Raw genomic sequence first — 23,415 nt, forward strand, 5'->3', positions numbered from 1 at the left:
CTCCTGACAATGGCGCCGATAGCGCTAGAGGAATCAACTTTGACCATTGAACATTGCAGGGGAATGACTCGGCTCGAATCGCAACCTTAAACGCGCAAAAGACCCGATGGATCGGGAGAGCGGCTGGACGACCAAACGTCATGCCGGTTTACAGGGACTTTCAAACTCGCTCCGTCCATTTGTGAGGCACTCACCAGCAGGTACGCTCAAATCAACCGAGCGGCCACCAGGATATCCGCCACTGCCTGGAAGGTGTTATCCGGCACAGGGTCCCCCGGCACTGCCCGTCGGGCGATGTCCTTGGCCAGGACGGTATCGAGGCTATGGGCAATCCCCAGGCCCCGGGCCTGCGCAAGCAACTGCGCCGCGTCCTCGCGCTCGGCCTTGCACACCACCACCGGTACCGGAGTTTCGCCGCGTACATAACGTATACCCACCACCCAACCAGGGTCGGAGCCGACCATCAACGATGCACGCCCCACGCCCAGCTTGGTGGCCAGGGCTTGCATTTCCCGACGTTGACGCTGGCGTTCCTGTTTGATCACCGGATCGCCGTCACTGTCCTTGCGCTCACGCTTCTGTTCGCTGCGGGTCATTTTCATGTCACGGCCGAACAGCCAGCGCTGCATCATCACGTCTGCCGCCCCGACCAGCAGAAAGGCAGCCAGCACGGTGAACACCAGAGGCTTGAGTACCAGGTAGAAAGTTGATTCGATGCAGCCGGCGCCGCAGCGCGACGACTCCATCAGCGCCTGCAACGCCCCACGCCCGATCACGTAGAACGCCAGCCCCAGCAGTACGACCTTGATCACGCCCTTGAGGAATTCAACGAAACTGCGCATCGAAAAAATGCGCTTGAAGCCATCGATCGGATTGATACGTTTGATGTCCGGTTTGAGGGGTTCGACCGAGAACACCACGCCGCGCATGCTGATGATGTTGGTCAGGATCACCGCCCCCACCGTCACGGCCACCACCGGCAGGGTGAGGTTGATGAGCAACTGCCCGGCGATGTCCAGCACCCGTGGCCAGACGGTGTGAAAAGGTTCGATGTAGATCAGCGCGATCAGGTCCAGCAACGCGGTGATCTGTGCCTGGGCCTTGGGCACCATGATCGAGATACAGAGCGTGCAAAACAGGATGACCATGCCGGAGACCAGGTCCTGACTCTTGGACACCTGGCCTTTCTTGCGCGCCTCGCTGAGCTTCTTGCTGGTGGCCGGCTGTGATTTCTCTTCGCTGCTATCGCTCATGGACGCTTCGCCCGAAACAGGGAAGTCATACCGAATCGGCCAGCGTCTTCAGGAGCTCCACCGTACCGCGGAATTCGCCGAGTTGCTCGATCATCACCGGAATCAGGAAGCTGATGTAGACCACCATCAATACAGTGAAGAACATATTTTTCACCGGCAGCGACAGATCGAAAATGTGCAAGTTGGGCGCCATGCGCGACAGGTAAGCGAGCATCAGGTCAGTGACCAGCATGCAGATGATCAGCGGCCCGACCATGATCACGCCGATGCGGGTCACCTGGTCGAGAATCCGCAGCACCGCCATCAACGCCGAACTGGCAAACAACGGTGTGAACTCGGTCACCGGCCATAACAGGTAGCTGTGGTAATAGCCGTCGACCATCATGATGAAGCCGCTGGACATGAAGAACAGGGCGATCAACATCACCGTCAGCAAGGTGGCCATGACACTGGACTCGCCCGATGACAAGGGATCCACCAACTGGGCCATGGTCGAACCGCGTTGCAGATCTACCAACTCGCCGGCCACTTCCGCCGCCCAGAACGGGATGCCGAACAGCAGTCCGATGAGGATACCGATCAGGAATTCCTTGATCAGTAGGCCGGCCAGGAAGAACCCACCATGTTCTGGCAGTGCAGTGAAAGCGCCATACACCGGAATAAACATGGGGATGGCAATGGACACCGCGACGCAACTGCGGATCATGCCGGTCAGGCCCAGGCGGTTGAAGGCTGGGGTAATCACCACCACGCCCATGGCGCGGCTGGCGGACAGTGCCGCCGAGCTGATGACCGGATAGGCGACTTCGATGAACTGGTTGGCAAGCTCGATATTCATGCCATTCAGCGCGTCCACAACGGGAAGTTGTCCAGCACCTGGTTACCCAGTTCCACCACCTGGCTCGCCAGCAGCGGCCCCACGAACACGATCGTCAGCAGCACCGCCACCAGCTTGACCGCCTGCGGCAGGGTCTGGTCCTGGATCTGGGTGAGTGCCTGCAGCAACCCCACTCCCAGGCCGACGATGATCGCAACAGCCAGTGCCGGGGCGGACAACAGCAGCACCGTCATCAGCGCCTGATTCATCAACGAAAGAAATACATCCTGGCCCATCAGGTGCCCCCATAGCTAAGAATCAGGCCATGCATCAAGCGCGACCAGCCGCTCAAGGCGACGAACAGAAAGAGCTTCAGCGGTATGGAAATCAGCGTAGGTGAAACCATGGACATGCCCATGGCCATCAATACGTTCGCCACCAGCAAATCCACCACCAGAAAGGGAACGTACAGCAGAAAACCGATTTCGAACGCCCGGGTCAGTTCGGAGCTGACGAACGCCGGCACCAGCACCACCAAGTCATCGTCGCGCAGATCGGCCCGGGCTTCAGGAGACCAGATGGTCTCCGTGGCCTGGATGAAAAAACCACGCTCGCTTTCGTTGGCGAAACGCGAAAGGTGCGCCTGCAATGGCGGCCTCAGTGCGTCCCCGAAGGCAGTAAGTTGCTCGATGCTCTCGATGTTGAGATCACGGCCCTGCACCTGCCGGTACATGTCGCCCAGCAACGGCGTGGTGACGTAGACCGACAGGATCAGGGCGATGCCGTACAGCACCATGTTAGGCGGTGTCTGTTGCACGCCCAGGGCGTTGCGAATCAGGAACAGCACCACGGAGATTTTCATGAAACCGGTCAGGGTCACCACTGCCAGCGGAATAAGACCGATGGTGGCGACGACCACAATGATTTCAATCAGGTTGGGCTGGTAGCCATTCATGACGCGGCGATGCTCAACACGCGCACGCCCAGGCCTGGACCGATCCTGACCAATTGCCCCTGGCCGACGCGACGCCCGTTTATCATCAGGTCGACGCTGTCCTGGCGTTGCTCGGTGAACGACAGCAGGCTGCCCTCCCCCAGTTCGCGCAGCTGCGCCAGGGTCAACTCGACACTGCCGGCCTGGCAAACCATTTTCAGTGGCAGTTCGTCCAAGCGCGAATCCAGGTTTCGCCCGTCAGCGGTTTCACTCATGGTGGGTGCTTCGTTCACAGAAAATTCCTTGGAAAGATTGATGCTCATCGGTGTTTCAAGCAGTGTCAGCCTGGTGCCGTCCTGGCCGGCCCGGGCGTGCAAACGATGGTTCACCACCAGCCGCACCTGGCCCATGGGCCAAGGATCGAGCATCACCACATCGCCCGGATTGAGGCTGCGCAGCTCGCCGACACTCAGCTCGGCTTCGCCGGCCTCGACCGCCAGCCACAGGAGCAGGTCTGTTAGCGCATGGGGAGCCGGCGGTGCATACCGATCGAGCCACTGCGCGACCTGCTCGCCAGCATTGGCACTCAAGTGCAGCACAACGAGCATGGACGAGCCGTCGAGCTGGACTTGGGTGACCAGGCGCAACGGGCAAGGTTGCGCGGCCAGGGCGGCGTGAACCGGGTCGGCGTGGTCAATGAAACGCATCGATTGCCCGGTCAGGCGCTCCAACGGTTCGATCAGGCTCAGCAGGGCCAGCTCCAGCAGCATCGCGCCAGGCAAGGTTTGAAAGTCCAGGGCAACGGGCACACCCAGGGCGTGCAGCGCCTGCGCTGGCAGGTGCAGCCTGATGGCCGACGCGTCGCCCTCCTCGCCCAGCCCCAGCAACAGCTCAACTGCCGTGACGTCAGGTTCGGCAACGGAGCCCCAGCGCACGCCAATCACCTGGCCTGCGCATTCTCCCTTCCAGGTTTCGCGGCTACGATGCAGGCGATTGTGCAGGTCCACCCATTGGGGGTCGACAGGCGTCAATTGTTCGGCAAAGGGTGTCCAGAGTGGGTTCTGGTGACAGCTCACGCACGGCCTCCGATAGCAGCGCGAGGAATTTCGTCGGCCTCCAAACGGTGTTCGTCGACAAGGCGCTCGACGCGCTCGCGGCCTTCGAGCAAGGTGTCGCAGGCTTGCGCCTGGCGCTGTCGAGCCACATGGGCAACCCGAAACACTTCGCGCTCGTGCTCGTGGATTTCCAGGGTGCGCGCCACTTCACTGACGCTCACTTCCAGCTTTCGCTGCCCGCCCTCGTACAGCTCCTCCAGATGCTCCTGGGCCATACGCCAGTCGCTGATCGACATGCCTTCGCTGATCGAGCCGTAGATGCGCTCGGCTTCACGGGCCAGGGCCTCACGATGCAGGCGCAGGTTTTCCTTGGCGTCATCCAGCGCCACGTTGGTCTGCCGGCAGCGTCGCTGCTGAGCGACCAGTTGGCTGGACGCACGTTGCTCACGCAACTTGCGCAACGCTTGAAGGCTACGCATGTCACTGGTTTTCATAAGACCTCCATGGTTGTCATGCCATCACCCTGCGCATGTGTTGCAGGGTTTCGTTGGGATTGCTTGGCTCGTTGGCCCCTTGGCGCAAGAACGCTTCAATGGCGTCATGCCGCTCAATCGCCTCGTCGGCCAGTGGGTCGCTCCCGGCGGCGTATTCGCCGACCCGGATGAGCATTTCGATCTCGTTGCGCCGCGCCATCAGCTCGCGCATGCGCATGGCCAGGTGGCGTTGCTCGTCGCCACACACCTGGTCCATCAACCGGCTACGGCTTTGCAGCACATCCACCGCCGGGAAAAAGTTGCGTTGCGCAAGTTCGGCGCTGAGCACGATGTGCCCGTCGAGGATTGAGCGGGTTTCTTCAGCCACCGGGTCCATCGAGGCATCGCCTTCTGTGAGCACGGTATACAACCCGGTGATGCTGCCGGTCTCGCCGGGGCCGGCGCGTTCAAGCAGGCGCGGCAAGGCGGAGAAAAAGGAGGGTGGGTAACCGCGACGGGTTGGCGGCTCGCCCACCGCCAGGCCGATTTCACGCTGGGCCCGGGCAAAGCGGGTCAGGCTATCCATCAACAGCAGCACGTTGCGGCCCTGGTCGCGGTGATATTCGGCCAGCGCAGTGGCAACAAAGGCGGCGCGTACCCGCTCGGCAGCCGGACGGTCGGAGGTGGCGACCACGGCCACGGTACGCGCCCGGGCCTCGGCGCCCAACTGCACATCGAGCAGCTCGCGCACTTCACGGCCGCGCTCACCGATCAGGGCGATCACGATGACATCGGCACTGGTATTGCGCACGATGCTCGCCAGCAGCGAAGACTTACCCACCCCCGGTTCACCGAAGATGCCCATGCGCTGGCCCTGGGCCAAGGTCAGCAGGCCGTCGATGCTGCGCACCCCCAAGGACATCGGGTGGGCAATCAGTTGGCGGCTGAACGGCGCTGGAGGCTCGGCATGCAAGGGGTAACGCTGCAACACGCCCAGCGGCGGGCTGCCATCGAGAAATTCGCCCATGGGGCTGATCACCCGGCCCAGCTGCGCATCGCCGACGCTTACCCCCAGGGTCTCGCCGGTGGCGATGATTTCGGTGCGGGTCGACAGGCCGTCCATCGAACCGATGGGCGAAAGGATCGCTTCGTCATCTTCAAAACCAATGACTTCGGCAGCCAGGCTGCGGCCGCTGCCGGGTTCGCGCAACTGGCACAGTTCACCGATGTGCACACCGGCGACGCTAGCGCGCAGCAGCACTCCGCGGATACTGCGGATGGTGCCCTTCATGGGGCGCGGTCGGGCATTGGCCAGACGTTCGGTCAGGCGCGGCAGCAGGTCGTGGGGGATCGTGATCATGGCTGTGCCTCGTCGGCAAACGGCAGCAGGTTGCGGCGCAGGTTGAGCAACTGGGCTTCAAGCCCCAGCTCCACTGAACCCACCGGACTGCTCAGCCGTGCCTGACCACCTTGCAACCGATCGTCCGGTTCCACGGCAATCGTCGGCAAGCCGTCCTCTTGCAGTTTGAGTTGCTGACGCACCGCTTCGGCGTCCTGACGGGAGACGAACAGGGTCAGGGCCTGATCCTGGCGGAACGCCCCCAATGCCTTGCGGGCGCAACGCATCACGCGCTCGGCATCGTCCATGTCATCGAGTATTTCGCGCACAATGCCCAGCGCCAGATCGGCCAGGGACGTTTCCAGCCCGGCCAGCCAGGCATCGATCCTCAACGACGTTTCGCCCAGCAGTGCGCTGACCTGTTCGGCACCCTCCCGGCGCCCGCTTTCAAAGCCTTCGGCATGGGCTTGTTGCAGCCACTGCTCACTGTCTTGCCTGATGGCCTCAGCCTCGTCACGGGCAGCCTGCAGGAAGGCGTAGCCGTCTATCCACAGGTCTGCCTGTTCGGCACGCAGAATACGGGCGGCAGGACGGGTCGGAAGCTCGCTCATCGGGTCCCCTGCTCCTCAAGCTGTGGAAGGTTCGAGGCGGCGCTGCGCACGATGGCCAAGGCATTGGCCACAGGTGTGGCACTTACCGGTCCGCTCTCAACTGGAAGCTCGGCAAAACGCAGGCGCAGCCAGGGCCGAAGTGGCGCTGGCTGGGCGCTCAGCCAAGCGGTGATGCAGCGGGCGCCATCATGGTCGATGGCTTCAAGCAGTTCGACCGGCTGGCGCAGCAAGTCGGCACCGCTGCCCAGGGCACGGTTTGCCAGGGCCAGGGCAAACACATCACTGCCCAGCAAATCGCGCAACTGGTTGACCACATCGCCACGGATCTCGCGACTCAAGGTGGTGCTATGCAAAATCGCGCCACACAGACGCGGCAGGCGCTTGAAGGCCTCGGGAGGCAGCATCAGAACCGGTAGATCGTCGACATCGGGCAGTGGCAGGCTACCGGGAGCCTGCAGCTCATGACGGCTGAGCAACAAGCGTATCAATCGCGCCTGGAAGCGCGGCTGTTTGCGCATTGCGCTTAGCGCACTGCCGGAGGTCTCGGGGAAGCACGCCGCAAGAGGCTGCGTGCCGACGAAATCCAGCGGCTGCTCGAGCAGGTTTTGCCACTGCGGCAAAGCGGCGGCACTCATTTCACGTCCTCCAGCTCATACAAGGCGCGGGAGGCGCGTCGTTGCCAGTACTGCCAGCCCAACACACCGACCATCGACAGCGCGGCCAGCAGCAGGACGCCGAACAGCATCCGGGCACGGGGCAGGTTGTCTTCGAGCATCCATATGCCCAGGAAGCTGGCCAGGCGCGGCTGTGCGTTGGCCCGGCCGCTGCCGGTGGCGGCCTTGATTACCGTGACCGACACCCCTTCGTAGCTCAAGCCGGAGATGCCGTTGGCCACCAGGGTTTTGATCTGCGGGATCAGGGGGTTGATGTCGGTATTGGGGTCGTAGCGCACCAGCACTGAAGCCGACGACGGGGAAATCACCCGTTTGAGCAGGTCATTGTCGGGCAGCACCACATGTACCCGGGCAGAAACCACACCGTCGATCAGCGAGACGCTGTGCGAGAGTTCTTCACTGAGCGCGTAGACCATCTGGGCCCTTTCCTGCACGGGAGAAGACACCAGGCCACCACTCTTGAACACGGCGCCCATGTTGGAAAAGGTTTGGCCCGGCAAGCCAGCTTCGTCGAGCAGGCTCATGGCCTCGGCAAAGCGTTTTTCGTCCACCACCACGGTGAGTTGGCCGTTTTCCTGGACCTTGCGCGAGGCCGGCACACCCTCACGCAGCAGCACTGCAACCATGGCATTGGCCTCACGCTCGCTGAGGTTGGTGTACAGGTCGATATCGCAGCCCTGCAGCATGCAGGCAAAGGCGAGGACAATCATCAGGCGCACGGCATGGCAACGGCGGAACATGGCTTTATTGACCTTTCAAGAGCGTGTTGGCTGCGCCGGAAATCTGCGTCGCGCCACGAACGACCATCTGAGTTTCAATGGAGTAATCGAACATGCGGCCCAACGATTGGACGATCTGGTCGACCTGCTGATCGCCGACCTTTTTCCCCGACTCGCCCGCCGCCCCCTCAGGAAGTGAGGCGAGCGATTGCGTGCCGGGAGGAGCCACAGCGTTGCCAGCCGTCGGCCCATTGGTCAGCGCATCGGCTCGCTTGGCGAAGTTTTGCGAACGGTCGATGAAACCGTTCAGGCGCTCCATCAAGCCTTCGCCAATCTGGTGCGGACTGGCGCCGGCAGGCATGCCCTTGGCGCTGTTTGTCATGTGTTCGAACAAGTTCTGGGAGGCCTGCAAATCGACCTGCCCTCCTGACGGCGGCAGCGCCGCCGTGGCTGTTGTTCCGAGACTTACAGTCATGGCGTGGGCCTATTCGTCATCATCCGACTGGGCTTCATTCAGGATTTCCTGGGCACGAGGCATGATGATGAACTGGCCACCAATCGTGACGGCCTGAGTGATCAGGGCCTCAGTGAGTTCTTCATCGCTCAGCTCGCTCTTGGCGTTGTCCACCGCTGCATTGAACTGCGCTTCGGAGTGAGCAGTGACAGCGGTATTTTCGCTGATGGGGGTAACTGACATGGTGGTTCTCCTTGACGGGGTTGATGACAGATCGATCGGTTAATGGAGCCTACAGGCGAGTGCTTTCACTCTTGTGTCACTGCACCGCCCCTGAACACACGCACGCCGCGCTCGCGAGTCGTCGTCGCCATCGGCGTCGGCGTCGGCGTAAGCTGCTGGTCGAAGTGTTGCTCAATCATGGCCAGCCAGGCCGGCGGCCCGGAAACGAACAACTCATCGCCATCGGGTCCGGTGCGCACCGACATATGCGTGCCGTAGACATCCCGGCTGGTGACGTAATCCTGCAACTGCTCCAACTGCCGGCCCTGGGCTTTGAAGAGTCGCGTATCGGTTTCGGAGTCGGCGGAGAGGTAAAGCACATTGCCGTCGAAGTACCACGTCAAACCGTTGAAGTCGCACAGCGCCGTCAGGAAGTCGCCGGCGGACTCGGCACGTATCCGGCTGCGCGATTTGCCGCGTACCTTGTCCGACATGACGACGCTCAGGCCCATGTTTTGGCCAAACTCTTGCAGCGCGGCGCGCACGTCCTGCTCGACCAGCACATAGGCATAGGGCCGAACGAACCAGTCCGGCTGCGGGTTGGCATCGTCGACTTGCGTTTGATTGGCGGCCAGCAGGTTAAGCGCGATCACCATCAGCGCCACGCCGATCGCCGCCCGCGACACCTCATGCATGAAACCGCCCTCCGCCGCCGGCCTGAAGACACGCCCCGAACAAAAAACGGGCACTCTTATGGATGATGTCAAGAAGATGACTTAAACGTCGGTCAACCTGTCCGGTCTGAGTGGTCAACACTCCTTGGTTTTGCCCACTGCAAAATTCGCCGAAAGAGCTCTGTTCATGCCAAATCGTTTTGCCTGCACATCGTTGTTGTTTGCCAGCATCACCCTTGCTTCCTGCGCCCACCAACCGGCCTCCGATGGCAGCTACCAGCGCTACATGCAACTGGCCGGCGACCTGCAAAAGCGTGGTGATGCGGGATCTGCCGCAGCGTTGTACGAAAAAGCCACCCAGGAACCGGACGCCCGGATCGACGCTTGGTTGAAACTGGGCGAGGCGCGCCTGGCCAGCGGCGATGCGCGGGCCGCCGAGCGCGCCTACCAGCAAGCGCTGGAACGCCAGTCCGACAATGCCGCGGCATTGCTCGGTGTGGGCACAGCCCAACTGCACCAGGGCAAACTGGATCGAGCGGTGACTTCCCTGACCCAGGCCAGCGCGGGCAACCACCCCGAAGCGTTCAATCGCCAGGGTGTGGCGCAGATGCTGCGGGGTGAGCCAGCAGCGGCCCAGGTGGCATTCAGCCAAAGTCTGGTCCTGGCGCCCACCAACCTGGACACTCAATGCAACCTGGCACTGGCCTACGCTTTGGGCGGCCAGTCGCAACAGGCGCTGCAAACCATCAAGGAGGTTCGCGACTCGCCCCGCGCCCAAGCCAGTCACCAACGCAACGCCCTGCTGGTCATGGTGCTGGCCGGCCGCGAAGAGGACCTCAAGACTCAAAACCTGGAAGACATCACGCCCAAGCAATACGCCCGGTTGCTGACAGAGGCCCGACGCATCAAGGCCATTCGGGACCCTGCGATGCAGGCCCGGGAGCTGGGGTTGGTCGGCAGTCGCTGAGCCAAAAGGTTTCATTGGCCCTCCTGCTTGTCGGCCTTGGCCTGCTGTTCGGCCAGCCGGCGACGCAGCTCCTCACGGTCATAACCTTCGATGTAAACCTGGGCCGCCCGGCCCACCGGCGCGGCCATCGTTGGGCCGGTTGCCCGGCCCTCGATCACATCCGAGCGCTGCTCCACCATCTGCAGCAGCGTCCGGTTATTCGCACAACCGGGCGGCAGCCGGCGCACGTAACGCGCATCATCGGTATAGAAGTTGTCTTCGACCGGCGGCTCTAAGCAAGCCACCGGCACCCACTCAATCCGCCCATCGGCGTGGGTGAACGCCTGGTAGTTCGGTGAATAACTCACCGGTTCAAGCTGGGTGTTGCATGCGGTCAACAGCACGAGCGCGCCGAACGCCACAGCGACCAGGGACAGATGGGACGATTTAGGGTTCATGCTCGCTCCTGGCTCAATTGATGTAGAAACCGAACATGTCACTGCTGCGCGGCCCACCAGACGCATGGGTCGCGCCCTCGGGCTGAGCATCGAGCGGCGTGGCCACGCTGCGGGTGCGAACCGGTTCCACCAGGTACGGCGTGATCAGAATCACCAGTTCGGTTTCGTTGCGCTGGAAGCGCTTGGAGCGAAACAGATTGCCCAGGATGGGCATCTCGCCCAGCATCGGCACTTTCTCGATGTCCTGGGTGCTCTCGCGCTGAAACAACCCGGCAATGGCGAAGGTCTGGCCGCTGCCAACCTCGACGCGGGTATCGGCACGCCGCACGCGGAACGAGGGCACCTGGTAGCCGCTCACGTCCACAGTGCTGGAGCCCATCAGACTGCTGACTTCCGGGCGCACTTGCAGGGCGATGCGCCCGTTGGGTAGCAGGGTCGGGTTGAACAGCAGCGAAACACCATAGGGTTTGTATTCGATCCCGACAGTGTCGCGGTTGACCGGAACAGGCACCGCGACCTCGCCTCCGGCCAGGAAGCTGGCTGTCTGGCCGGTCATGGCGGTGATGTTGGGTTCGGCGAGGATTTCCAGAATGCCGTTACTTTGCAATGCTTCAAGCATCGCATCGATGTTGACATTGCCCGAGGTCAGCCCGGCGCTAACCACATTGGAGGCACCAGACGCCGCACTGGAGGCCAGGGCACCGCCCGTCAACAGGCCAAAGGAAAAGGTACCGTTGTTGAAAAGGGCATTCCAATTCACGCCGTAGCGCAGCAACTCCGAGCGCGAGACTTCGGCGAAGCGCACCCGCAGGTTCACCTGGGCCGAGCCCACGTAGGAGGCCGTGTTGAGGGCCGAGCCCAAGCCCTGGCCTTCGGTGTTGAGCAGACTGTTGAGGTCGGTGGCTTCACCGACACTCTGGACCATTCCCTTGGCCACCATGCGATTGCCGGCACCGCTCACCTGGACATTGCTTGCGGGGTGCAGGTCTTTCATGGACCGCGTCACGGCCTGGGTGCCGCTGTTGATCGCCAGGCTCAGGCTGGCCAGTTCCTCACCCTCGGCGCTCAAGGCAATCAGGTTGGTTTGTCCGGGCGCCTTGCCGAACACGTAGATCACGCCAGGCGAAACCACCCGAAGATCGGCGATGCCAGGGTCTGCGACCAGCACCGACTCGACCGGATCCTGGAAATGCAGGATCCGCCCTTCGCCCTGGGCCAGGTCCAGCGTGGCCCGGCTGCCCGGAGCGATGGACTGTGCGCTGGCCTGTTGCGCCAGCAGTACAAATGACGCGGCAGCGATCCAGAAGCCGACATAGACAGGGACGCGAAACAGCGCAAAACACATCATCAAGCAGTCGCCATTGAAGTAAGGGAAGCGCCGTCGGCTGTCCGGCGGCCGGTCGTTTCAGTCAGGCTGATGGAACCGATGGCCTGCAGGTTGTATTCGCCGGCCAGCTCACGGAATGACAGCACCGCCAGCTCCAGCTCGCCCCGCACCACCAGTCGACGCAGGCTGCGACGTAACTCGGGATGCACCAACAGGACGGTGCGATCCCCCTCGGCCAAGTCCTTGCAAACGGCACGCAACTGGATCAGCAATGAACGGCTGGCATGCTCATTGAGCAACTCGCGAGGGTTATCGGCACGGCGCAGGTAAGCACGCAATTGTTCTTCCACCGCGGGGGTCAGCACGAAGGCGGTGATGACCCGGTTGCGGTCGGCGTACTGATGGCTGATCTGCCGCGCCAGACTGGCGCGCAAGTGGTCGGCCAGGCGCGCCGCATCCGGCTCGCGGGCGCCCCACTCGACCATGGCTTCGAGCAAGGCACGCTGGTTGCGAATCGATACACCCTCGGCGACCAACAAACGCAGGGTTTCAGCCAGACGCTGCAAGGGCACGCTGCGCGCGACTTCCTTGACCAACTCGTCATAGCTGGCTTCCATGCGCTCCAGCATCCTGCGGGTTTCCTGAATGCCCAGAAAGGTCGCGGCATTGCGGCGCAGACTGCGCTCGAGGATGGCCCGCAGGACTTCAGCGGCGCTGAGAAAACCGATACCGGCCTCCTCCAGCAGCGGCTGGTGAGTGCGTTCAATCCATTGCGCCGGGCGACTGTGCAACGGCGACGGCGCCTCCAACGCATGAATCTCCAACAGTTGAACGTGCACCAGATCGTCCTTGAGCATCAGGCAATCAACCGGTATCTCGCCCTCGCTGATGGGCACGCCTTCGAGTTCGACCGAAAAGCCGTTGGCGGGCAGGCTGCGGTCGATGTAGATGTCCGGCACCGGCACGTCGATCCCCAGGTCGCCGCGAATCTCATGGCACAAGGCTTCGATGCGCTGGCGCAACGGCAGTTCTGGCGCAGCCTGGGCCAGCGCCAGGCCAATGCTCAGCAGCACGCGGCTGTCCAGTGGCTTAGCCAGGGTTTCGTATTGTTCGAGCGGTTCGTCTTCGAGCGCCGCGACTTCGCTGGCGCCTTCGACCACCTCTTCCCGGGGCGCTTTGTCGCGGCGGTAGATCATGAACGCGGCAACGCCCAGCAAGGCCGACAGCCCGATGAACACGATGGCCGGAAAGCCCGGCAACAACGCCACGCCCAGCAGGATAAACGCGGTCAAACCCAACGCCTGGGGGCTGTATCCCAACTGATGGAAGATTTCGTTGCCCAGGTTGCCTTCGGTCGTGCCACTGTTGACCCGGGTCACCACCATACCGGCCGCGACCGAGATCAACAGCGCCGGGATCTGCGCGATCAGGCCGTCACCGACGGTCAGAAGCGAATAGGTGTGCGCCGCATCGGCAAACGACATATTGCGATCGACCATGCCGATCATCATGCCACCCAGCAGGTTGACCGCCAGAATAACGAGGCTGGCAATCGCATCGCCCTTGACGAATTTCATAGCGCCATCCATTGCGCCGAACATCTGGCTTTCCCGCTCCAGACGCGAGCGTCGACGGCGGGCTTCATGCTGATCGATATCACCGTTGCGCAAGTCGTTGTCGATGCTCATCTGCTTGCCTGGCATCGCATCCAGAGTGAAGCGCGCCGCGACCTCGGCCACGCGCTCGGCACCTTTGGTGATAACCACAAACTGGGCCACGGTGATGATCAGAAATACCACCAGACCGACCACGACCTGGCCGGCGATGACGAAATCTCCGAACGCCTTGACTATGTGACCGGCGTTGCCATCGAGCAGAATCAGGCGCGTGGTGGTGATCGACAGGGACAGGCGAAACAAGGTGCTTAGCAAAATCAACGGCGGCAACGCCGAGAACTCCACCGAGTGCTTGATGTAAAAGGCGACGATGAGGATCAGGATGCTCAGCGAGATGTTCAGGCCGATTAGCGTATCCACCAACCAGGTGGGCAGTGGAATGATCATCATCACGATGGCCATCAGCATGAAGGCGACAACGATCACGTCACTGCGCTGGGCGGCCATGCGGGCCAATGCGTTGAGGCGGTCGAGGAACATTATTGCGCGGCTCTGCGGGCGGTCAGATAACGTTTGAAGCACTGACGCGCCTCATCTTTGCGGCCACCGCTCCACAGCGCACGACTGCGCAACAGCAACAGGCCGCTGGACTCGCCTTCCAGTTCGAGCAGGCGATCCAGCGCCGACAGGGCACGCTCGGCCTGGCCGCTGTCGGTAAAGGCCATGACCAGATTGCGCAGCAGCGCAGTGTCGGCGGGCGTCATCTGGACGGCGATCAACAGCAGCACCAAGGCACGCTGCGACTGGCCACTACGGCGATAGAGCTCACCCATGCCCTTGAGCAGATCGACGCAGTCCTGCTCTTGGCGATTCATGACTCGATCACCTGGGCACGTTGTTCTTCGAGTAAACGACGCAGGTCGATTTCTTCGCTGATGAGCTCATGGGCCAACGCTTTGATCTCGGGCTCCGCATCGAGGGTGGGGATCACGTTGTCCAAGACGTATTCGAGAATCTCCATCGAGCGGCGACTGCCGAACAACTCTGCGGTCATGCCCTCAACGATGCCCGACTGTTCAATGTCGGCACGCAGCGAACGACGTGCCGACACCGCGCGCTTGCCCAGCACCGCATCGAAGCGTCCATCCTGGCGCGCCTTGGCCGGCTGAAGGCTTTCTACCGCAGGGGTTCTTTCGGCGGTTGCCGGTAAGGGAGCACCAGGATCAATTCTCATAAGGTTAACGTGAACCTTTCTTCACCGCGGGCGAGAACCACCTCATGGTTCTCGATGCGTTCGAGCATCCAGTTATCGGTCAGGGCGGCCCCCGGATACAGGCGTTCACCGTTGTCGTTGATCACGTAAGGGTTATCGCCGAACCACACCGCTTGAAAACGCACGCGAGGCTTGGCGATTTCTTTACGTGCCACCACCTCGGGAAGCAACATTACCTTCTGGCCAAAGCGGCTATCGAAGGCTTGCTGCAGACCCAGCCACTGGCTCTTCTGGGTCGGGCCATAAAAACCATGGGCACTGAGCTGACCATCGATTTCGCCGACCTTGATGTGGCGCAGGCCCAACGTGCCAAGCTGCTGCTCGAGCCAAGCCCTGGCCTGCGCGACGGTGTTCGTCGATTCAGGGTGCACGGTCGGTAGAGCGACCTTGTCGGCGGTACTCAACGCCAACGGCGAAACCGACTCGTCCCGAAAAGCAAAAGCGCCCACGCACAGGAACATCAGCAGCAACGCGATGAACCACCGTGTCTTGTGCTGGGGGGGCGATGTGATCGCAGCCGCTATCGGCTCCAGGCTCGCGGTGCCGTGGCTGAGGGTCAGGCGGGCCTTGCCGATGCGGATATCCACGGGCAAGTGCGCTCGATGCCCCTTGCCTGTGGGAATCAGAATTTCCCGGGCATGGGGACCACGCACGAACACATCGCCGCCCATTGCCTCAACGGCCACTTGGCCGTCGGTGAAACGTAGCGCCACATGACGCTCGACAATGCCTGCGTCGCTGAGCAGCAGATCAGCACTGGCGGCGCTGCCAAGCAGGTAGGCGGGCTTCTCCAGGGACAGGCAAACCCCCTGATGTAAACCGTGGGTGATACTCAGCACTGGCAGAGCCTTGTCCGTGGCCGCGACGACTGGAGTCGTGGCGAAAAAAGTCAGGGCTGTCATGGTGTATTACCGGAATAAGGCATGCGGAGAGGCACCCGTGAGGCACAGGTGAAGCTGTCGTTTTCCAGATTTAGCACCGCAACCAACAAGCATGCAGGCAGCCGTCGGGCTGCCTGCATGACGGCATCAGTTCTGAGGCCGTTGTTTGGTAGCGTCGAGCTCAGCTTTCTTGGCCGTGGACAGCTCGGTGATCTTGGCCGATTTCTCGATCGCCATGTTGAAGGTGGCTTCCATCTTAGCGATAGCCGAGTCAGCATTGCCGGAACTTACTGGGGGAGTTGTGCTCATGTTGTTTCTCCTAACGTAAGAAATATTTGAGCCGCCAAGCGGCCAACTAATGTTGCCAAGCGAAGAGTAAGGGCCAAACATTACAGTTCAACGTCTAACACGTGTTTTAATCTCAGCCCCCCTCACTATATTGGCCGAATGAAAAACAAGAACTGCATCACACTTGGGGAATATTTTGCTTGGCAGAGGAAAGTTAGATCAGGGCGTGCAGAGACTGTCGCAAGCCCTGCATTAATTAGGCTAAACCGCACCACCGCTCAAATCAGTACGCCACCTGACACCTCTGGCGAACAACTACTTACAGGCTTTGCGCAGACGGCATAAACAGCGCTTACACCGACATTCAAAGCTCGAGATCAAATAAAATAAATATCTACGGAACTTTTTCCGAGTAAACACCACGCAACTCAGCATTGATGGCCAGTTGCAATCAACTTCACACAAATTCAGTTACGTTTTACTGCCCGGATAGCACCGGTCTTTTACACGCGCACACTCGCCAGTGCCCTGATTGCCCCGAGCGATGCCTTGAGGCAATCGCCCGGGGGTTATTCCACACGTCATGCCGCATCAGCGGTCGACTGGCCCGGCGTCATGAAGCGATGGTGCTATCTTCGCCCGGCCACTCCTCGTAAGGGATATCCCAGATATCGCCTTGCGGCACACCGTCGATTTCGTACTGGGTCAGGTAATCGCTCAAGGCATCCGAGAATTTGCCCACCCGGGTCTCCTGCTTGCCTTCCTCGATCAAGCCCGGGACGAGCAGTGCCAGCGCGGCCACACCCGCCGCCGCGAAGCCCAGGCCACCGGCTATCATCGAGATACGCGAAGCGGCAATCGCCGAAACGCTCATCGCGCTGGCGCCCACCTCAGCCACCGAAGCCAAGCCCGCCATGATCCCCAGCGAACCGGCCGTGATATTCATGCCACCGGATACCGTATCGCCTTTCCTGAGCGCCTTGACGCCATCGAAGATGCCGTAGGCACCGGCAGTGATAGCGGCAATGCCACCGATCCCCTTAGCCGCGTTTTCCATACCCTTGAGGTTGGCAGTCACGCTTTTGAGCGGATCGTCCAGCTTTTTGCCCAGATCGCCGAGCCGATCACCTGTCAGCTTGCCTTTCACATCCTTGAGGTAATCCTGATAGTTTTTCAGGCCCCCTTCAGCCAGAAGCGTGGCGGCCTGCACTGAGCCGGTGGCAATGTCGACGATCTGCCGCTCGGTCAGCTTACCGGCGTTGTTGGCGCCTTTGGCGATGGTAACGCCGGCCATGAACAGCCCACTCACACCGTGTAGGACGCCTTTGTTGGCAGCGTCCTTGATCGAGGAGTCTTTGCTGAATACATCCAACGCATCCAGGGTCTTGGTGCCTTGGCGAAGCAGGTCCCAGTCGCCCCTGAAGTTAGCAAGGATCTGGTCTGGCGTGGCGACGGTGCCGTCGGCATTGACCAGCATCTGCGGGTTTTCCTTGCTGATCTGCTCAATGATTTTCTTGACCTTCTCCTCGTCCAGCTCACTTCCGCCATTGACGCCGAAGGCCGCCTTCATGTCGTCGAAGGACGCATCCTTGAAGGCATTGTCCTTGGCGATCCTGGTGAAGTTATCGTTGAGCTGTGTGTCGAACTTGCCGGTGAACTCGGGGTCCAGCGCCGAGTTGTAAAGCGCGACTTCAAGGCTGAAGGCACTCATGGCTTCGTCAGGGGTATGCTCCTTGAGCAACTCATTCAGGCGATCGCCTGAAGCCAGCGACTTCTCGTAAAAGCTTTCCAACTCCGCATTCGCCTTGGAGCCTTTGACGGCGGCCTGGATCTCACCGGCATTATTGATGCCCAGCGCGCCCTGGAGGGTCTGCGCGGTACCGAAGAACTCGGCAAGAATTTCCGTGTGAGTCGTCTTGCCATCCTTGGACTTAGTCTCCCACAGGGTATCGAGTGACTTGCCGGACTTGATTTCGTCATCGTAGGTTTTTTGCAGGGACTCCTTGAGCCCCTTGTTATCGTCCACCAGCTTGGTCAGCTCACTGGAGCCGTGCTCGCTCATGTATTGACTGACCGCAGGGTCACTTTCCAAGATACCAATGTGCTTGTTGACATCGTCCAACAGCTTCTGGGCATCGGGATGGCTGCGCACCTTATTGGCAATCGTGACCTGCGACTTGTCATCCCTCCACATCCCGGCGGCGCTGCCCTGGATGATCAACTGCTGGGCGGCCTTGAGATCCTGAAGAACAGCGGCTTTTTCCTCTGCCGAGTATTTCTCCGGGTGATCGAACACGTCCTTGTTCAAGCCTGCGGTATCGACCCTGGCCAAGGCATTGTTGCCAGCGATACCAGAAAGCAGTGCGGTCACGGAGGTCGCATCCTTGGGCACGTTGGCACTCTTGAGCCAACCCTGGACATCACCCCTGCTCAGTTCACCATCAGGATTCTTGTCCAGTGGGTTCTTGGCGTTATCGATGACCTTGAACGCACCTGGCTGAGACCAGAAATCCAGTGCCTGCTTGGTCTCCTCGCTCAGCTGTGAATTCTGGTTCCTGTACTCCTTGATGTCATCAGCAGTCAGGTACTTGCCCGCACCGGTCTTGCCCTTGATCGCCTCAAAGTTTTCATCGAGGATCGCTGCGTACTTGGCGATCTGCTGCGACGCCGGATCGGCATCTTTGTTGGTTTTGAGGTAATCCTTGTAGCTGGCGATATCATCGGTTTTCTTGAGTTCCGGCAGAGTCGAAAAGCCTCCCTTGCCGAAGTCCTGCAGCCGCCCCGCCTCGGTGCCGTGCTTGGCTTCGCCACTTTTGGTGAAACCGTCCACGCTGCTGTTGAACACATCACCACCGGACTGGGCATTGCCCTTGTCATCGAACATCGTGATGCGATCCAAGACCTGCGCAGCCCGGTAGGCGGCGTCGGCGTCGTTCTCGTAATCGCCGACCTGGTCCTTGAGCATGTCCTTGACGCCACTCTGGTTGCCCAGGTTCTTGAGCAGCGGGTTGTCTTCAATGATGTCTTGGGCCGAGCGCTTATCCTCTTCCGGACGCTTCCAGACGATGCCAACCTTTTCCGCCTGCTCGCGGGCTTCCTTGTTGTCGCCCGCCGACGACGAGTCCTTGATTTCACCCTTGAGGGCAGAAAACCCCATCTTGCCGAAGTCCTGCAGGCGACCGGCTTCGGTGTCATGCTTCGCTTCACCGCTCTTGGTGAAACCATCGACACGACCGTTGCCTACGTCCTTGCCAGCAATCTTGCCTCCTTCGCCATTGAGGGTCTCGATATGCTCGAGCACCTGGGTCGCCCGATAAGCGGCGTCCGGATCATTTTCGAAATCGCCGACCTGCTCCTTGAGCATGTCCCTGACACTGCTCTGATTGCCGAGGTTCTTGAGCAAGGCATTGCCATCGATGATGTCCTGCGCGGAGCGATCATCGCCTTCAGGGCGCTCCCACTTGATGCCCAAGGCCTCGGCTTGTTCGCGTACCTTGGGATCATCGCCGGGCTTGGACAGATCCTTGAGCTCGCCTTTGAGGTGCGAGAACCCTTGCCGGCCAAAGTCCTGCAGGCGACCCGCCTCAGTGCCATGCTTGGCGTCGCCGCCCTTTGTGAAGCCGTCGACCCGGCCGTTATCGATGTCCTTGCTGGCGATCCGTTCACCACCTTCATCATATTTTTCCACGTGCTCCAGCACCTGCTTGGCACGGTAGGCCGCATCGGGGTCAGTCTCAAAATCGCCGACACGGTCCTTGAGGTTATCCTTCACATCGCTCTGGTTACCCAGGTTCTTGAGCACCGGCGTGTCGTTAATGATGTCCTGGGCCGAGCGGTCGTCGCCTTTTGGCCGCTCCCATTCAATGCCCGCGTCCTTGGCCTGCTTGATCGCCTGGTCCCAGGCTTCGGCAAGTTTAGGGTCTTGCGGCTTAGAAGTTATGCCTACAAAACTGACATCTTGAACGGACATGAAAGACTCCTTTTTCTAGGGTATGGACAAGCGCAGAGGCTGAACAACTGCAGCAGATCAGCCAGCAAAAACACGCCTGCTTAGAGGTGCCATTAGTTTGATATTAACTGGATGATTAGCTCTGCATACACCAGCATCATCAAAGGAGTATCACGGGAGAGTGTTACAGCATGAAAAAACGCTCACATTAAGTTTACATGACGCTTTCACTGCACTTTTAAATTGATATCAATATGCCGCCTCGGCACACCACTATCTTATAATTATTGGCTCCCCCCTACTTAAGATCAGTTATTCAGCGTTCGCATTAAACTTATAAGCCCCTGCCCTCGCACTCATCCAGATGCAATGCCGCCAATATCCTGCGTGTATCTTGCAATGTAATACTTGCCTGAAGACCAGACTTCGTTACGTATAACCTTGACTTAGCACTGACAAAAACCGCCATTGATGGTGTTCCAATAGAGCGTGCGCCCCCATCCTTTGCAGGGCTGTTGGTCAGGGCAGAATGCGCTCGAAAGGGAGGCGGACGGTAGGCAGGGGATCAGCCAGCAGGGGCCAGGCTGACCGATAGCATTTAATCAGTTCTGCGGACGCTGCTTAGACGAATCCAACTCGGTCTTGGCAACGGTAGTCAGCTCAGTGATTTGAGCCGACTTCACTTCGCTGCTGGACGCGTTCAAGCCGTACTACGCCGCCTAACCAAGTGCCAAGCATGCTTGGTGATGCACGGAGAAATCCTAGAGCATCGCAGCTTGACGTTATTCCAAAGCATCAACCGCCTATCATGGACATCGGCGAACCTTCTACGTATTGCGCAAGAAACGATCGAGCACGTTTTTTGTGATCATCACGGTGTAAATGTCTGCCTGCATAAGCCCATGCACCCATTCGCACGTGGCGGTTGCGTAAAGCGTCCAGTCGAACCACTCGAGCGCATTGCCTATACCTGCCGCGCGCAAGGATTTCAGGCGTCCTTGGTGAGACGTCGTATTGTTCATGTCTATCTCCGGGTTACGGATGGAACGGGGGCGGCTGGGGAGCCGGATCAAAGGTGCAGCGCTTGCCCGGCCTGGGCACTGCCATGGGCAGAAGGGACCCGGACACGCAACGCAATCAGCAACGCGGCCAGCAGCATCAGCACGGCCGCCGCTACGAATACGCCTGCGCTGCCACCGAGGCTGAACATCGCACCGCCAGCGGCTGCGCCCGTTGCGATGGCCGACTGCACAGAAGCCACTACCATGCCCCCGGCGCTTTCCGCTTGATCAGGTATTGCGCTGGCCACCCAGTTCGACCACGCCACCGGCACACCGCCAAAAGCCAGGCCCCAGATCGCCAGCAGCACCGCCTGCCCCGGCACCGAGGCCGGCAACAGCACCAACGCCAGTGCTGCAACGCCCACCAGTGCGGGCATCAACACCAGAGTGGCCAGCGGGTGACGCTCAAGCAGCCACCCGGCCAACAGCGTGCCGCCGAAGTTCGCCACACCGAAACCCAGCAGCATCAGCGACAGCCCTTGCGGACCGATGCCGGTAGTACCCTCGAGGAATGGCCGAACATAGGTGAACATCGCGAAGTGACCGCTGTGCACCAGCACACAACCGAACATCCCCATGGCGATGCCCGGGCGCTGCAGCACCTCAAGTACGGTGCGCAGGCGTGCCGGCGTGCGCGGCGCAAGGCGCGGCAGCGTGAACGACTGGAAAGCCAGGGTCACCAGACCTACCGCCGCCGCTGCAAAGAACGCGCTGCGCCAGCCATATAGGCCGCCTAAGTAGCTGCCCAGCGGGACCGCAACCACCGTCCCGACGGCAATGCCGCTGAAAATGATCGAGAGCGCTCGGGGCAACAAAGCCCCCGGAACCAAGCGCATCGCCACCGCTGCCGCCATGCTCCAGAACCCGCCAAGGGCAATGCCCAGCAAGATACGCATTACCAATAGCACCGCAAAACTGGAGGAAACGGCGACCAAAAGATTGGATGCGATCATCAACGTGGAAAAACCCAGCAGCACCCAGCGGCGGTCGATACCGCGGGTCAGGCCTGGCACCAACAAGCCAGCGAACAGTGCCACCACCGCTGTCACCGTTACCGCCTGGCCAGCCAGCGCTTCGGACACCCCCAGATCGGTAGCCATCGGCGTCAGCAGGCTGGCCGGCAGGTACTCAGCGGTGAGCAATCCAAACACGCCCATTGCCAACGAGAAGACTGCCATCCACGCAGGGGCCGCAGGTTCCATATCCAGCGCGGCGCCGGGACGGTTGTTGGATATGGCATTACAAACACAGTCAGTCATTGCACGGATCTCCCAATCTTCATTGCGACCCGCAGTCTAGGCGCGAGAATCTGGATGATCTATGATCGAAAACCTCGATTTTTTGACTAAAACACCGAAACGATGCCTACCGATCAGTTTGCCCTCTCCTCAGATCTCATCAACGAACTGTTGCGCGGCATGCGTCTGCGTGGCGTCGAGTACCGGCGTATCCAAGCCGGTCCAGCCTTCGGCCTGGGCTTCGCCGACAAGCCTGGGCATGCCTGGTTTCACTTCTTGGCGGTCGGTAATGCAGTGCTGCGGATGGAGGACGGGACAACGTACGCGCTGTCTGCCGGCAACGCCGTATTCATCTCCCATGGCGCAGCCCATCAACTGCTTTCCCATACGGACGTGCCTGTTCAGGACATCGACCGTTTAGACGGCGCCCCCCTCGGTGATACGGTCAGCGCGGTGGATACCGGAACCGATGCCAGCGCCACGCCGACCACCATTTTGTTCAGTGGCTGCATGGAGTTTGAACTGGGCAGTATTCATGGCCTTGGCAGGCTGATGCCGGGCCTGATGCTGATTGATGCCGGCGGCCAGCGTTACCCCGGTCTCGTGCCTATCCTGACCACCATGGAACGCGAGGTCAGCGCCGCCCGTGTCGGCTTCGCCGGTATCCTCGCGCGTTTGGCCGATGTGGTGGCCGCCATGGTCGTTCGCGGTTGGGTGGAGTGCGCCTGCGGTAATGCCTCTGGCCTGGTCGCTGCATTACGCGACCCACGCTTGGCAAGCGCGCTTCTCGCGCTCCATCAACAACCGGGACGCGACTGGACCGTTGCGCAGTTGGCGGAGCAATGCAATACCTCTCGCTCGGTCTTCGCAGACCGTTTCCAGGCGACTATTGGCATGGCCCCACTGCGTTATGTGACTGAGTTGCGGATGCGGCTTGCGAGCCAGTGGTTGACGCTCGAAAGGCTGCCGATTGAAGAGGTGGCGCAGCGCTTGGGCTATACCTCTCAGGCCGCGTTCAGTCGCGCATTCAAGCGCATTACGGGCAAGACGCCTGGATTAAGTCGTCAGTCGAGGCGGTCCGCTGTTTCCTGAAGCCGAGCGGGAGTCGTGGAGGAGCCGGCGGAATAAAAGTACTTTGAAATTCAAAGTGCTC

General features: G+C 60.6%; 25 protein-coding genes. 2 read left to right on the forward strand and 23 right to left on the reverse strand.

The genetic code is table 11. The features are described from left to right. Positions 1 to 206: 206 nt before the first annotated feature. The 13 genes from GKKCFE_RS14540 to GKKCFE_RS14600 all read right to left on the reverse strand — a co-directional run bounded on the left by GKKCFE_RS14540 (position 207) and on the right by GKKCFE_RS14600 (position 9,246). Positions 207 to 1,253, reverse strand: a complete 1,047-nt coding sequence (locus tag GKKCFE_RS14540) for an EscU/YscU/HrcU family type III secretion system export apparatus switch protein (RefSeq protein WP_076384085.1) — start codon at positions 1,251 to 1,253, stop codon at positions 207 to 209. Between the two features lie 25 nt (positions 1,254 to 1,278). Then, a complete protein-coding gene (sctT, locus tag GKKCFE_RS14545; RefSeq protein WP_305466205.1) occupies positions 1,279 to 2,091 on the reverse strand; it encodes a type III secretion system export apparatus subunit SctT in 813 nt (270 codons plus the stop codon). A 5-nt stretch (positions 2,092 to 2,096) separates the two neighbouring features. Then, positions 2,097 to 2,366, reverse strand: coding sequence for a type III secretion system export apparatus subunit SctS (gene sctS, locus GKKCFE_RS14550; protein WP_047229693.1), 270 nt, complete (start codon positions 2,364 to 2,366; stop codon positions 2,097 to 2,099). Continuing rightward, a complete protein-coding gene (gene sctR, locus GKKCFE_RS14555; RefSeq protein ID WP_047229694.1) occupies positions 2,366 to 3,025 on the reverse strand; it encodes a type III secretion system export apparatus subunit SctR in 660 nt (219 codons plus the stop codon). The genes sctS and sctR overlap by 1 nt, the downstream gene beginning before the upstream one ends. After that, on the reverse strand, positions 3,022 to 4,080 hold the full coding sequence (gene sctQ / locus GKKCFE_RS14560) for a type III secretion system cytoplasmic ring protein SctQ (RefSeq protein ID WP_305466207.1): 1,059 nt from the start codon (positions 4,078 to 4,080) through the stop codon (positions 3,022 to 3,024). The genes sctR and sctQ overlap by 4 nt, the downstream gene beginning before the upstream one ends. Continuing rightward, positions 4,077 to 4,553 carry a hypothetical protein gene (locus GKKCFE_RS14565; RefSeq protein WP_107322709.1) on the reverse strand — a complete coding sequence of 159 codons (477 nt, stop codon included), beginning with the start codon at positions 4,551 to 4,553 and terminating at the stop codon, positions 4,077 to 4,079. The genes sctQ and GKKCFE_RS14565 overlap by 4 nt, the downstream gene beginning before the upstream one ends. 16 nt (positions 4,554 to 4,569) lie before the next feature. Then, complete coding sequence (locus tag GKKCFE_RS14570) at positions 4,570 to 5,892, reverse strand: FliI/YscN family ATPase (protein WP_047229696.1); 1,323 nt, start codon at positions 5,890 to 5,892, stop codon at positions 4,570 to 4,572. After that, entirely contained in the window at positions 5,889 to 6,482 is a 594-nt protein-coding gene (gene sctL / locus GKKCFE_RS14575) for a type III secretion system stator protein SctL (RefSeq protein ID WP_047229697.1), read from the reverse strand. Before sctL ends, GKKCFE_RS14570 begins: the two co-directional genes overlap by 4 nt. Continuing rightward, positions 6,479 to 7,117, reverse strand: coding sequence for a type III secretion protein (locus GKKCFE_RS14580; RefSeq protein WP_445576706.1), 639 nt, complete (start codon positions 7,115 to 7,117; stop codon positions 6,479 to 6,481). The genes sctL and GKKCFE_RS14580 overlap by 4 nt, the downstream gene beginning before the upstream one ends. Continuing rightward, entirely contained in the window at positions 7,114 to 7,896 is a 783-nt protein-coding gene (gene sctJ, locus GKKCFE_RS14585; protein WP_047229699.1) for a type III secretion system inner membrane ring lipoprotein SctJ, read from the reverse strand. The genes GKKCFE_RS14580 and sctJ overlap by 4 nt, the downstream gene beginning before the upstream one ends. A gap of 4 nt (positions 7,897 to 7,900) precedes the next feature. Beyond that, positions 7,901 to 8,350, reverse strand: coding sequence for a hypothetical protein (locus GKKCFE_RS14590; protein WP_445576707.1), 450 nt, complete (start codon positions 8,348 to 8,350; stop codon positions 7,901 to 7,903). Between the two features lie 9 nt (positions 8,351 to 8,359). Further along, a complete protein-coding gene (locus GKKCFE_RS14595; RefSeq protein WP_047229701.1) occupies positions 8,360 to 8,572 on the reverse strand; it encodes a hypothetical protein in 213 nt (70 codons plus the stop codon). 65 nt (positions 8,573 to 8,637) lie between these two features. Next, the gene (locus GKKCFE_RS14600) at positions 8,638 to 9,246 is read right to left on the reverse strand and encodes a type III secretion protein (protein ID WP_445576708.1); all 609 of its coding nucleotides are present in this window, start codon (positions 9,244 to 9,246) and stop codon (positions 8,638 to 8,640) included. A 166-nt stretch (positions 9,247 to 9,412) separates the two neighbouring features. Between GKKCFE_RS14600 and GKKCFE_RS14605 the strand changes: the two genes are divergently transcribed. Beyond that, positions 9,413 to 10,192: a tetratricopeptide repeat protein gene (locus GKKCFE_RS14605; protein WP_047229702.1), complete on the forward strand. Its 780-nt coding sequence runs from the start codon at positions 9,413 to 9,415 to the stop codon at positions 10,190 to 10,192. An 11-nt stretch (positions 10,193 to 10,203) separates the two neighbouring features. Here the strand turns inward: GKKCFE_RS14605 and GKKCFE_RS14610 are convergent, their stop codons facing one another. The 10 genes from GKKCFE_RS14610 to GKKCFE_RS14655 form a co-directional block, all read right to left on the reverse strand. Next, positions 10,204 to 10,629, reverse strand: a complete 426-nt coding sequence (locus GKKCFE_RS14610; protein WP_047229703.1) for a hypothetical protein — start codon at positions 10,627 to 10,629, stop codon at positions 10,204 to 10,206. A 13-nt stretch (positions 10,630 to 10,642) separates the two neighbouring features. Then, the gene (locus GKKCFE_RS14615; RefSeq protein WP_047229704.1) at positions 10,643 to 11,977 is read right to left on the reverse strand and encodes a type II and III secretion system protein family protein; all 1,335 of its coding nucleotides are present in this window, start codon (positions 11,975 to 11,977) and stop codon (positions 10,643 to 10,645) included. Then, positions 11,977 to 14,115: a type III secretion system export apparatus subunit SctV gene (sctV, locus tag GKKCFE_RS14620; RefSeq protein ID WP_445578045.1), complete on the reverse strand. Its 2,139-nt coding sequence runs from the start codon at positions 14,113 to 14,115 to the stop codon at positions 11,977 to 11,979. Before sctV ends, GKKCFE_RS14615 begins: the two co-directional genes overlap by 1 nt. Next, on the reverse strand, positions 14,112 to 14,447 hold the full coding sequence (locus GKKCFE_RS14625; protein ID WP_047229706.1) for a tetratricopeptide repeat protein: 336 nt from the start codon (positions 14,445 to 14,447) through the stop codon (positions 14,112 to 14,114). Before GKKCFE_RS14625 ends, sctV begins: the two co-directional genes overlap by 4 nt. Then, positions 14,444 to 14,806, reverse strand: a complete 363-nt coding sequence (locus GKKCFE_RS14630) for a hypothetical protein (protein ID WP_047229707.1) — start codon at positions 14,804 to 14,806, stop codon at positions 14,444 to 14,446. Before GKKCFE_RS14630 ends, GKKCFE_RS14625 begins: the two co-directional genes overlap by 4 nt. Then, positions 14,803 to 15,747 carry a SctD/MshK family protein gene (locus tag GKKCFE_RS14635; RefSeq protein WP_047229708.1) on the reverse strand — a complete coding sequence of 315 codons (945 nt, stop codon included), beginning with the start codon at positions 15,745 to 15,747 and terminating at the stop codon, positions 14,803 to 14,805. Before GKKCFE_RS14635 ends, GKKCFE_RS14630 begins: the two co-directional genes overlap by 4 nt. 126 nt (positions 15,748 to 15,873) lie before the next feature. Beyond that, positions 15,874 to 16,035, reverse strand: a complete 162-nt coding sequence (locus GKKCFE_RS14640) for a hypothetical protein (protein ID WP_163006721.1) — start codon at positions 16,033 to 16,035, stop codon at positions 15,874 to 15,876. Positions 16,036 to 16,627: 592 nt separating this feature from the next. Next, the gene (locus GKKCFE_RS14645) at positions 16,628 to 19,984 is read right to left on the reverse strand and encodes a type III effector HrpK domain-containing protein (protein ID WP_047229709.1); all 3,357 of its coding nucleotides are present in this window, start codon (positions 19,982 to 19,984) and stop codon (positions 16,628 to 16,630) included. An 806-nt stretch (positions 19,985 to 20,790) separates the two neighbouring features. Continuing rightward, complete coding sequence (locus GKKCFE_RS14650) at positions 20,791 to 20,985, reverse strand: hypothetical protein (RefSeq protein WP_047229710.1); 195 nt, start codon at positions 20,983 to 20,985, stop codon at positions 20,791 to 20,793. 47 nt (positions 20,986 to 21,032) lie between these two features. Continuing rightward, positions 21,033 to 22,283, reverse strand: a complete 1,251-nt coding sequence (locus tag GKKCFE_RS14655) for an MFS transporter (protein ID WP_445576709.1) — start codon at positions 22,281 to 22,283, stop codon at positions 21,033 to 21,035. 102 nt (positions 22,284 to 22,385) lie between these two features. Here GKKCFE_RS14655 and GKKCFE_RS14660 point away from each other — a divergent pair, with 102 nt between their 5' ends. Next, positions 22,386 to 23,354 carry a cupin domain-containing protein gene (locus GKKCFE_RS14660; RefSeq protein WP_445576710.1) on the forward strand — a complete coding sequence of 323 codons (969 nt, stop codon included), beginning with the start codon at positions 22,386 to 22,388 and terminating at the stop codon, positions 23,352 to 23,354. The last annotated feature ends 61 nt before the right edge of the window (positions 23,355 to 23,415 follow it).

This window comes from Pseudomonas sp. E141, from assembly GCF_052659885.1.

What these genes read in the sequence shown, in the direction of transcription:
- GKKCFE_RS14540 (WP_076384085.1), bottom strand. Translation starts at nt 1,253, where the DNA reads ATGAGCGATAGCAGCGAAGAGAAATCACAGCCGGCCACCAGCAAGAAG.
- sctT (WP_305466205.1), bottom strand. Translation starts at nt 2,091, where the DNA reads ATGAATATCGAGCTTGCCAACCAGTTCATCGAAGTCGCCTATCCGGTC.
- sctS (WP_047229693.1), bottom strand. Translation starts at nt 2,366, where the DNA reads ATGGGCCAGGATGTATTTCTTTCGTTGATGAATCAGGCGCTGATGACG.
- sctR (WP_047229694.1), bottom strand. Translation starts at nt 3,025, where the DNA reads ATGAATGGCTACCAGCCCAACCTGATTGAAATCATTGTGGTCGTCGCC.
- GKKCFE_RS14565 (WP_107322709.1), bottom strand. Translation starts at nt 4,553, where the DNA reads ATGAAAACCAGTGACATGCGTAGCCTTCAAGCGTTGCGCAAGTTGCGT.
- GKKCFE_RS14570 (WP_047229696.1), bottom strand. Translation starts at nt 5,892, where the DNA reads ATGATCACGATCCCCCACGACCTGCTGCCGCGCCTGACCGAACGTCTG.
- sctL (WP_047229697.1), bottom strand. Translation starts at nt 6,482, where the DNA reads ATGAGCGAGCTTCCGACCCGTCCTGCCGCCCGTATTCTGCGTGCCGAA.
- GKKCFE_RS14580 (WP_445576706.1), bottom strand. Translation starts at nt 7,117, where the DNA reads ATGAGTGCCGCCGCTTTGCCGCAGTGGCAAAACCTGCTCGAGCAGCCG.
- sctJ (WP_047229699.1), bottom strand. Translation starts at nt 7,896, where the DNA reads ATGTTCCGCCGTTGCCATGCCGTGCGCCTGATGATTGTCCTCGCCTTT.
- GKKCFE_RS14590 (WP_445576707.1), bottom strand. Translation starts at nt 8,350, where the DNA reads ATGACTGTAAGTCTCGGAACAACAGCCACGGCGGCGCTGCCGCCGTCA.
- GKKCFE_RS14595 (WP_047229701.1), bottom strand. Translation starts at nt 8,572, where the DNA reads ATGTCAGTTACCCCCATCAGCGAAAATACCGCTGTCACTGCTCACTCC.
- GKKCFE_RS14600 (WP_445576708.1), bottom strand. Translation starts at nt 9,246, where the DNA reads ATGCATGAGGTGTCGCGGGCGGCGATCGGCGTGGCGCTGATGGTGATC.
- GKKCFE_RS14605 (WP_047229702.1), top strand. Translation starts at nt 9,413, where the DNA reads ATGCCAAATCGTTTTGCCTGCACATCGTTGTTGTTTGCCAGCATCACC.
- GKKCFE_RS14610 (WP_047229703.1), bottom strand. Translation starts at nt 10,629, where the DNA reads ATGAACCCTAAATCGTCCCATCTGTCCCTGGTCGCTGTGGCGTTCGGC.
- GKKCFE_RS14615 (WP_047229704.1), bottom strand. Translation starts at nt 11,977, where the DNA reads ATGATGTGTTTTGCGCTGTTTCGCGTCCCTGTCTATGTCGGCTTCTGG.
- GKKCFE_RS14625 (WP_047229706.1), bottom strand. Translation starts at nt 14,447, where the DNA reads ATGAATCGCCAAGAGCAGGACTGCGTCGATCTGCTCAAGGGCATGGGT.
- GKKCFE_RS14630 (WP_047229707.1), bottom strand. Translation starts at nt 14,806, where the DNA reads ATGAGAATTGATCCTGGTGCTCCCTTACCGGCAACCGCCGAAAGAACC.
- GKKCFE_RS14635 (WP_047229708.1), bottom strand. Translation starts at nt 15,747, where the DNA reads ATGACAGCCCTGACTTTTTTCGCCACGACTCCAGTCGTCGCGGCCACG.
- GKKCFE_RS14640 (WP_163006721.1), bottom strand. Translation starts at nt 16,035, where the DNA reads ATGAGCACAACTCCCCCAGTAAGTTCCGGCAATGCTGACTCGGCTATC.
- GKKCFE_RS14645 (WP_047229709.1), bottom strand. Translation starts at nt 19,984, where the DNA reads ATGTCCGTTCAAGATGTCAGTTTTGTAGGCATAACTTCTAAGCCGCAA.
- GKKCFE_RS14650 (WP_047229710.1), bottom strand. Translation starts at nt 20,985, where the DNA reads ATGAACAATACGACGTCTCACCAAGGACGCCTGAAATCCTTGCGCGCG.
- GKKCFE_RS14655 (WP_445576709.1), bottom strand. Translation starts at nt 22,283, where the DNA reads ATGACTGACTGTGTTTGTAATGCCATATCCAACAACCGTCCCGGCGCC.
- GKKCFE_RS14660 (WP_445576710.1), top strand. Translation starts at nt 22,386, where the DNA reads ATGCCTACCGATCAGTTTGCCCTCTCCTCAGATCTCATCAACGAACTG.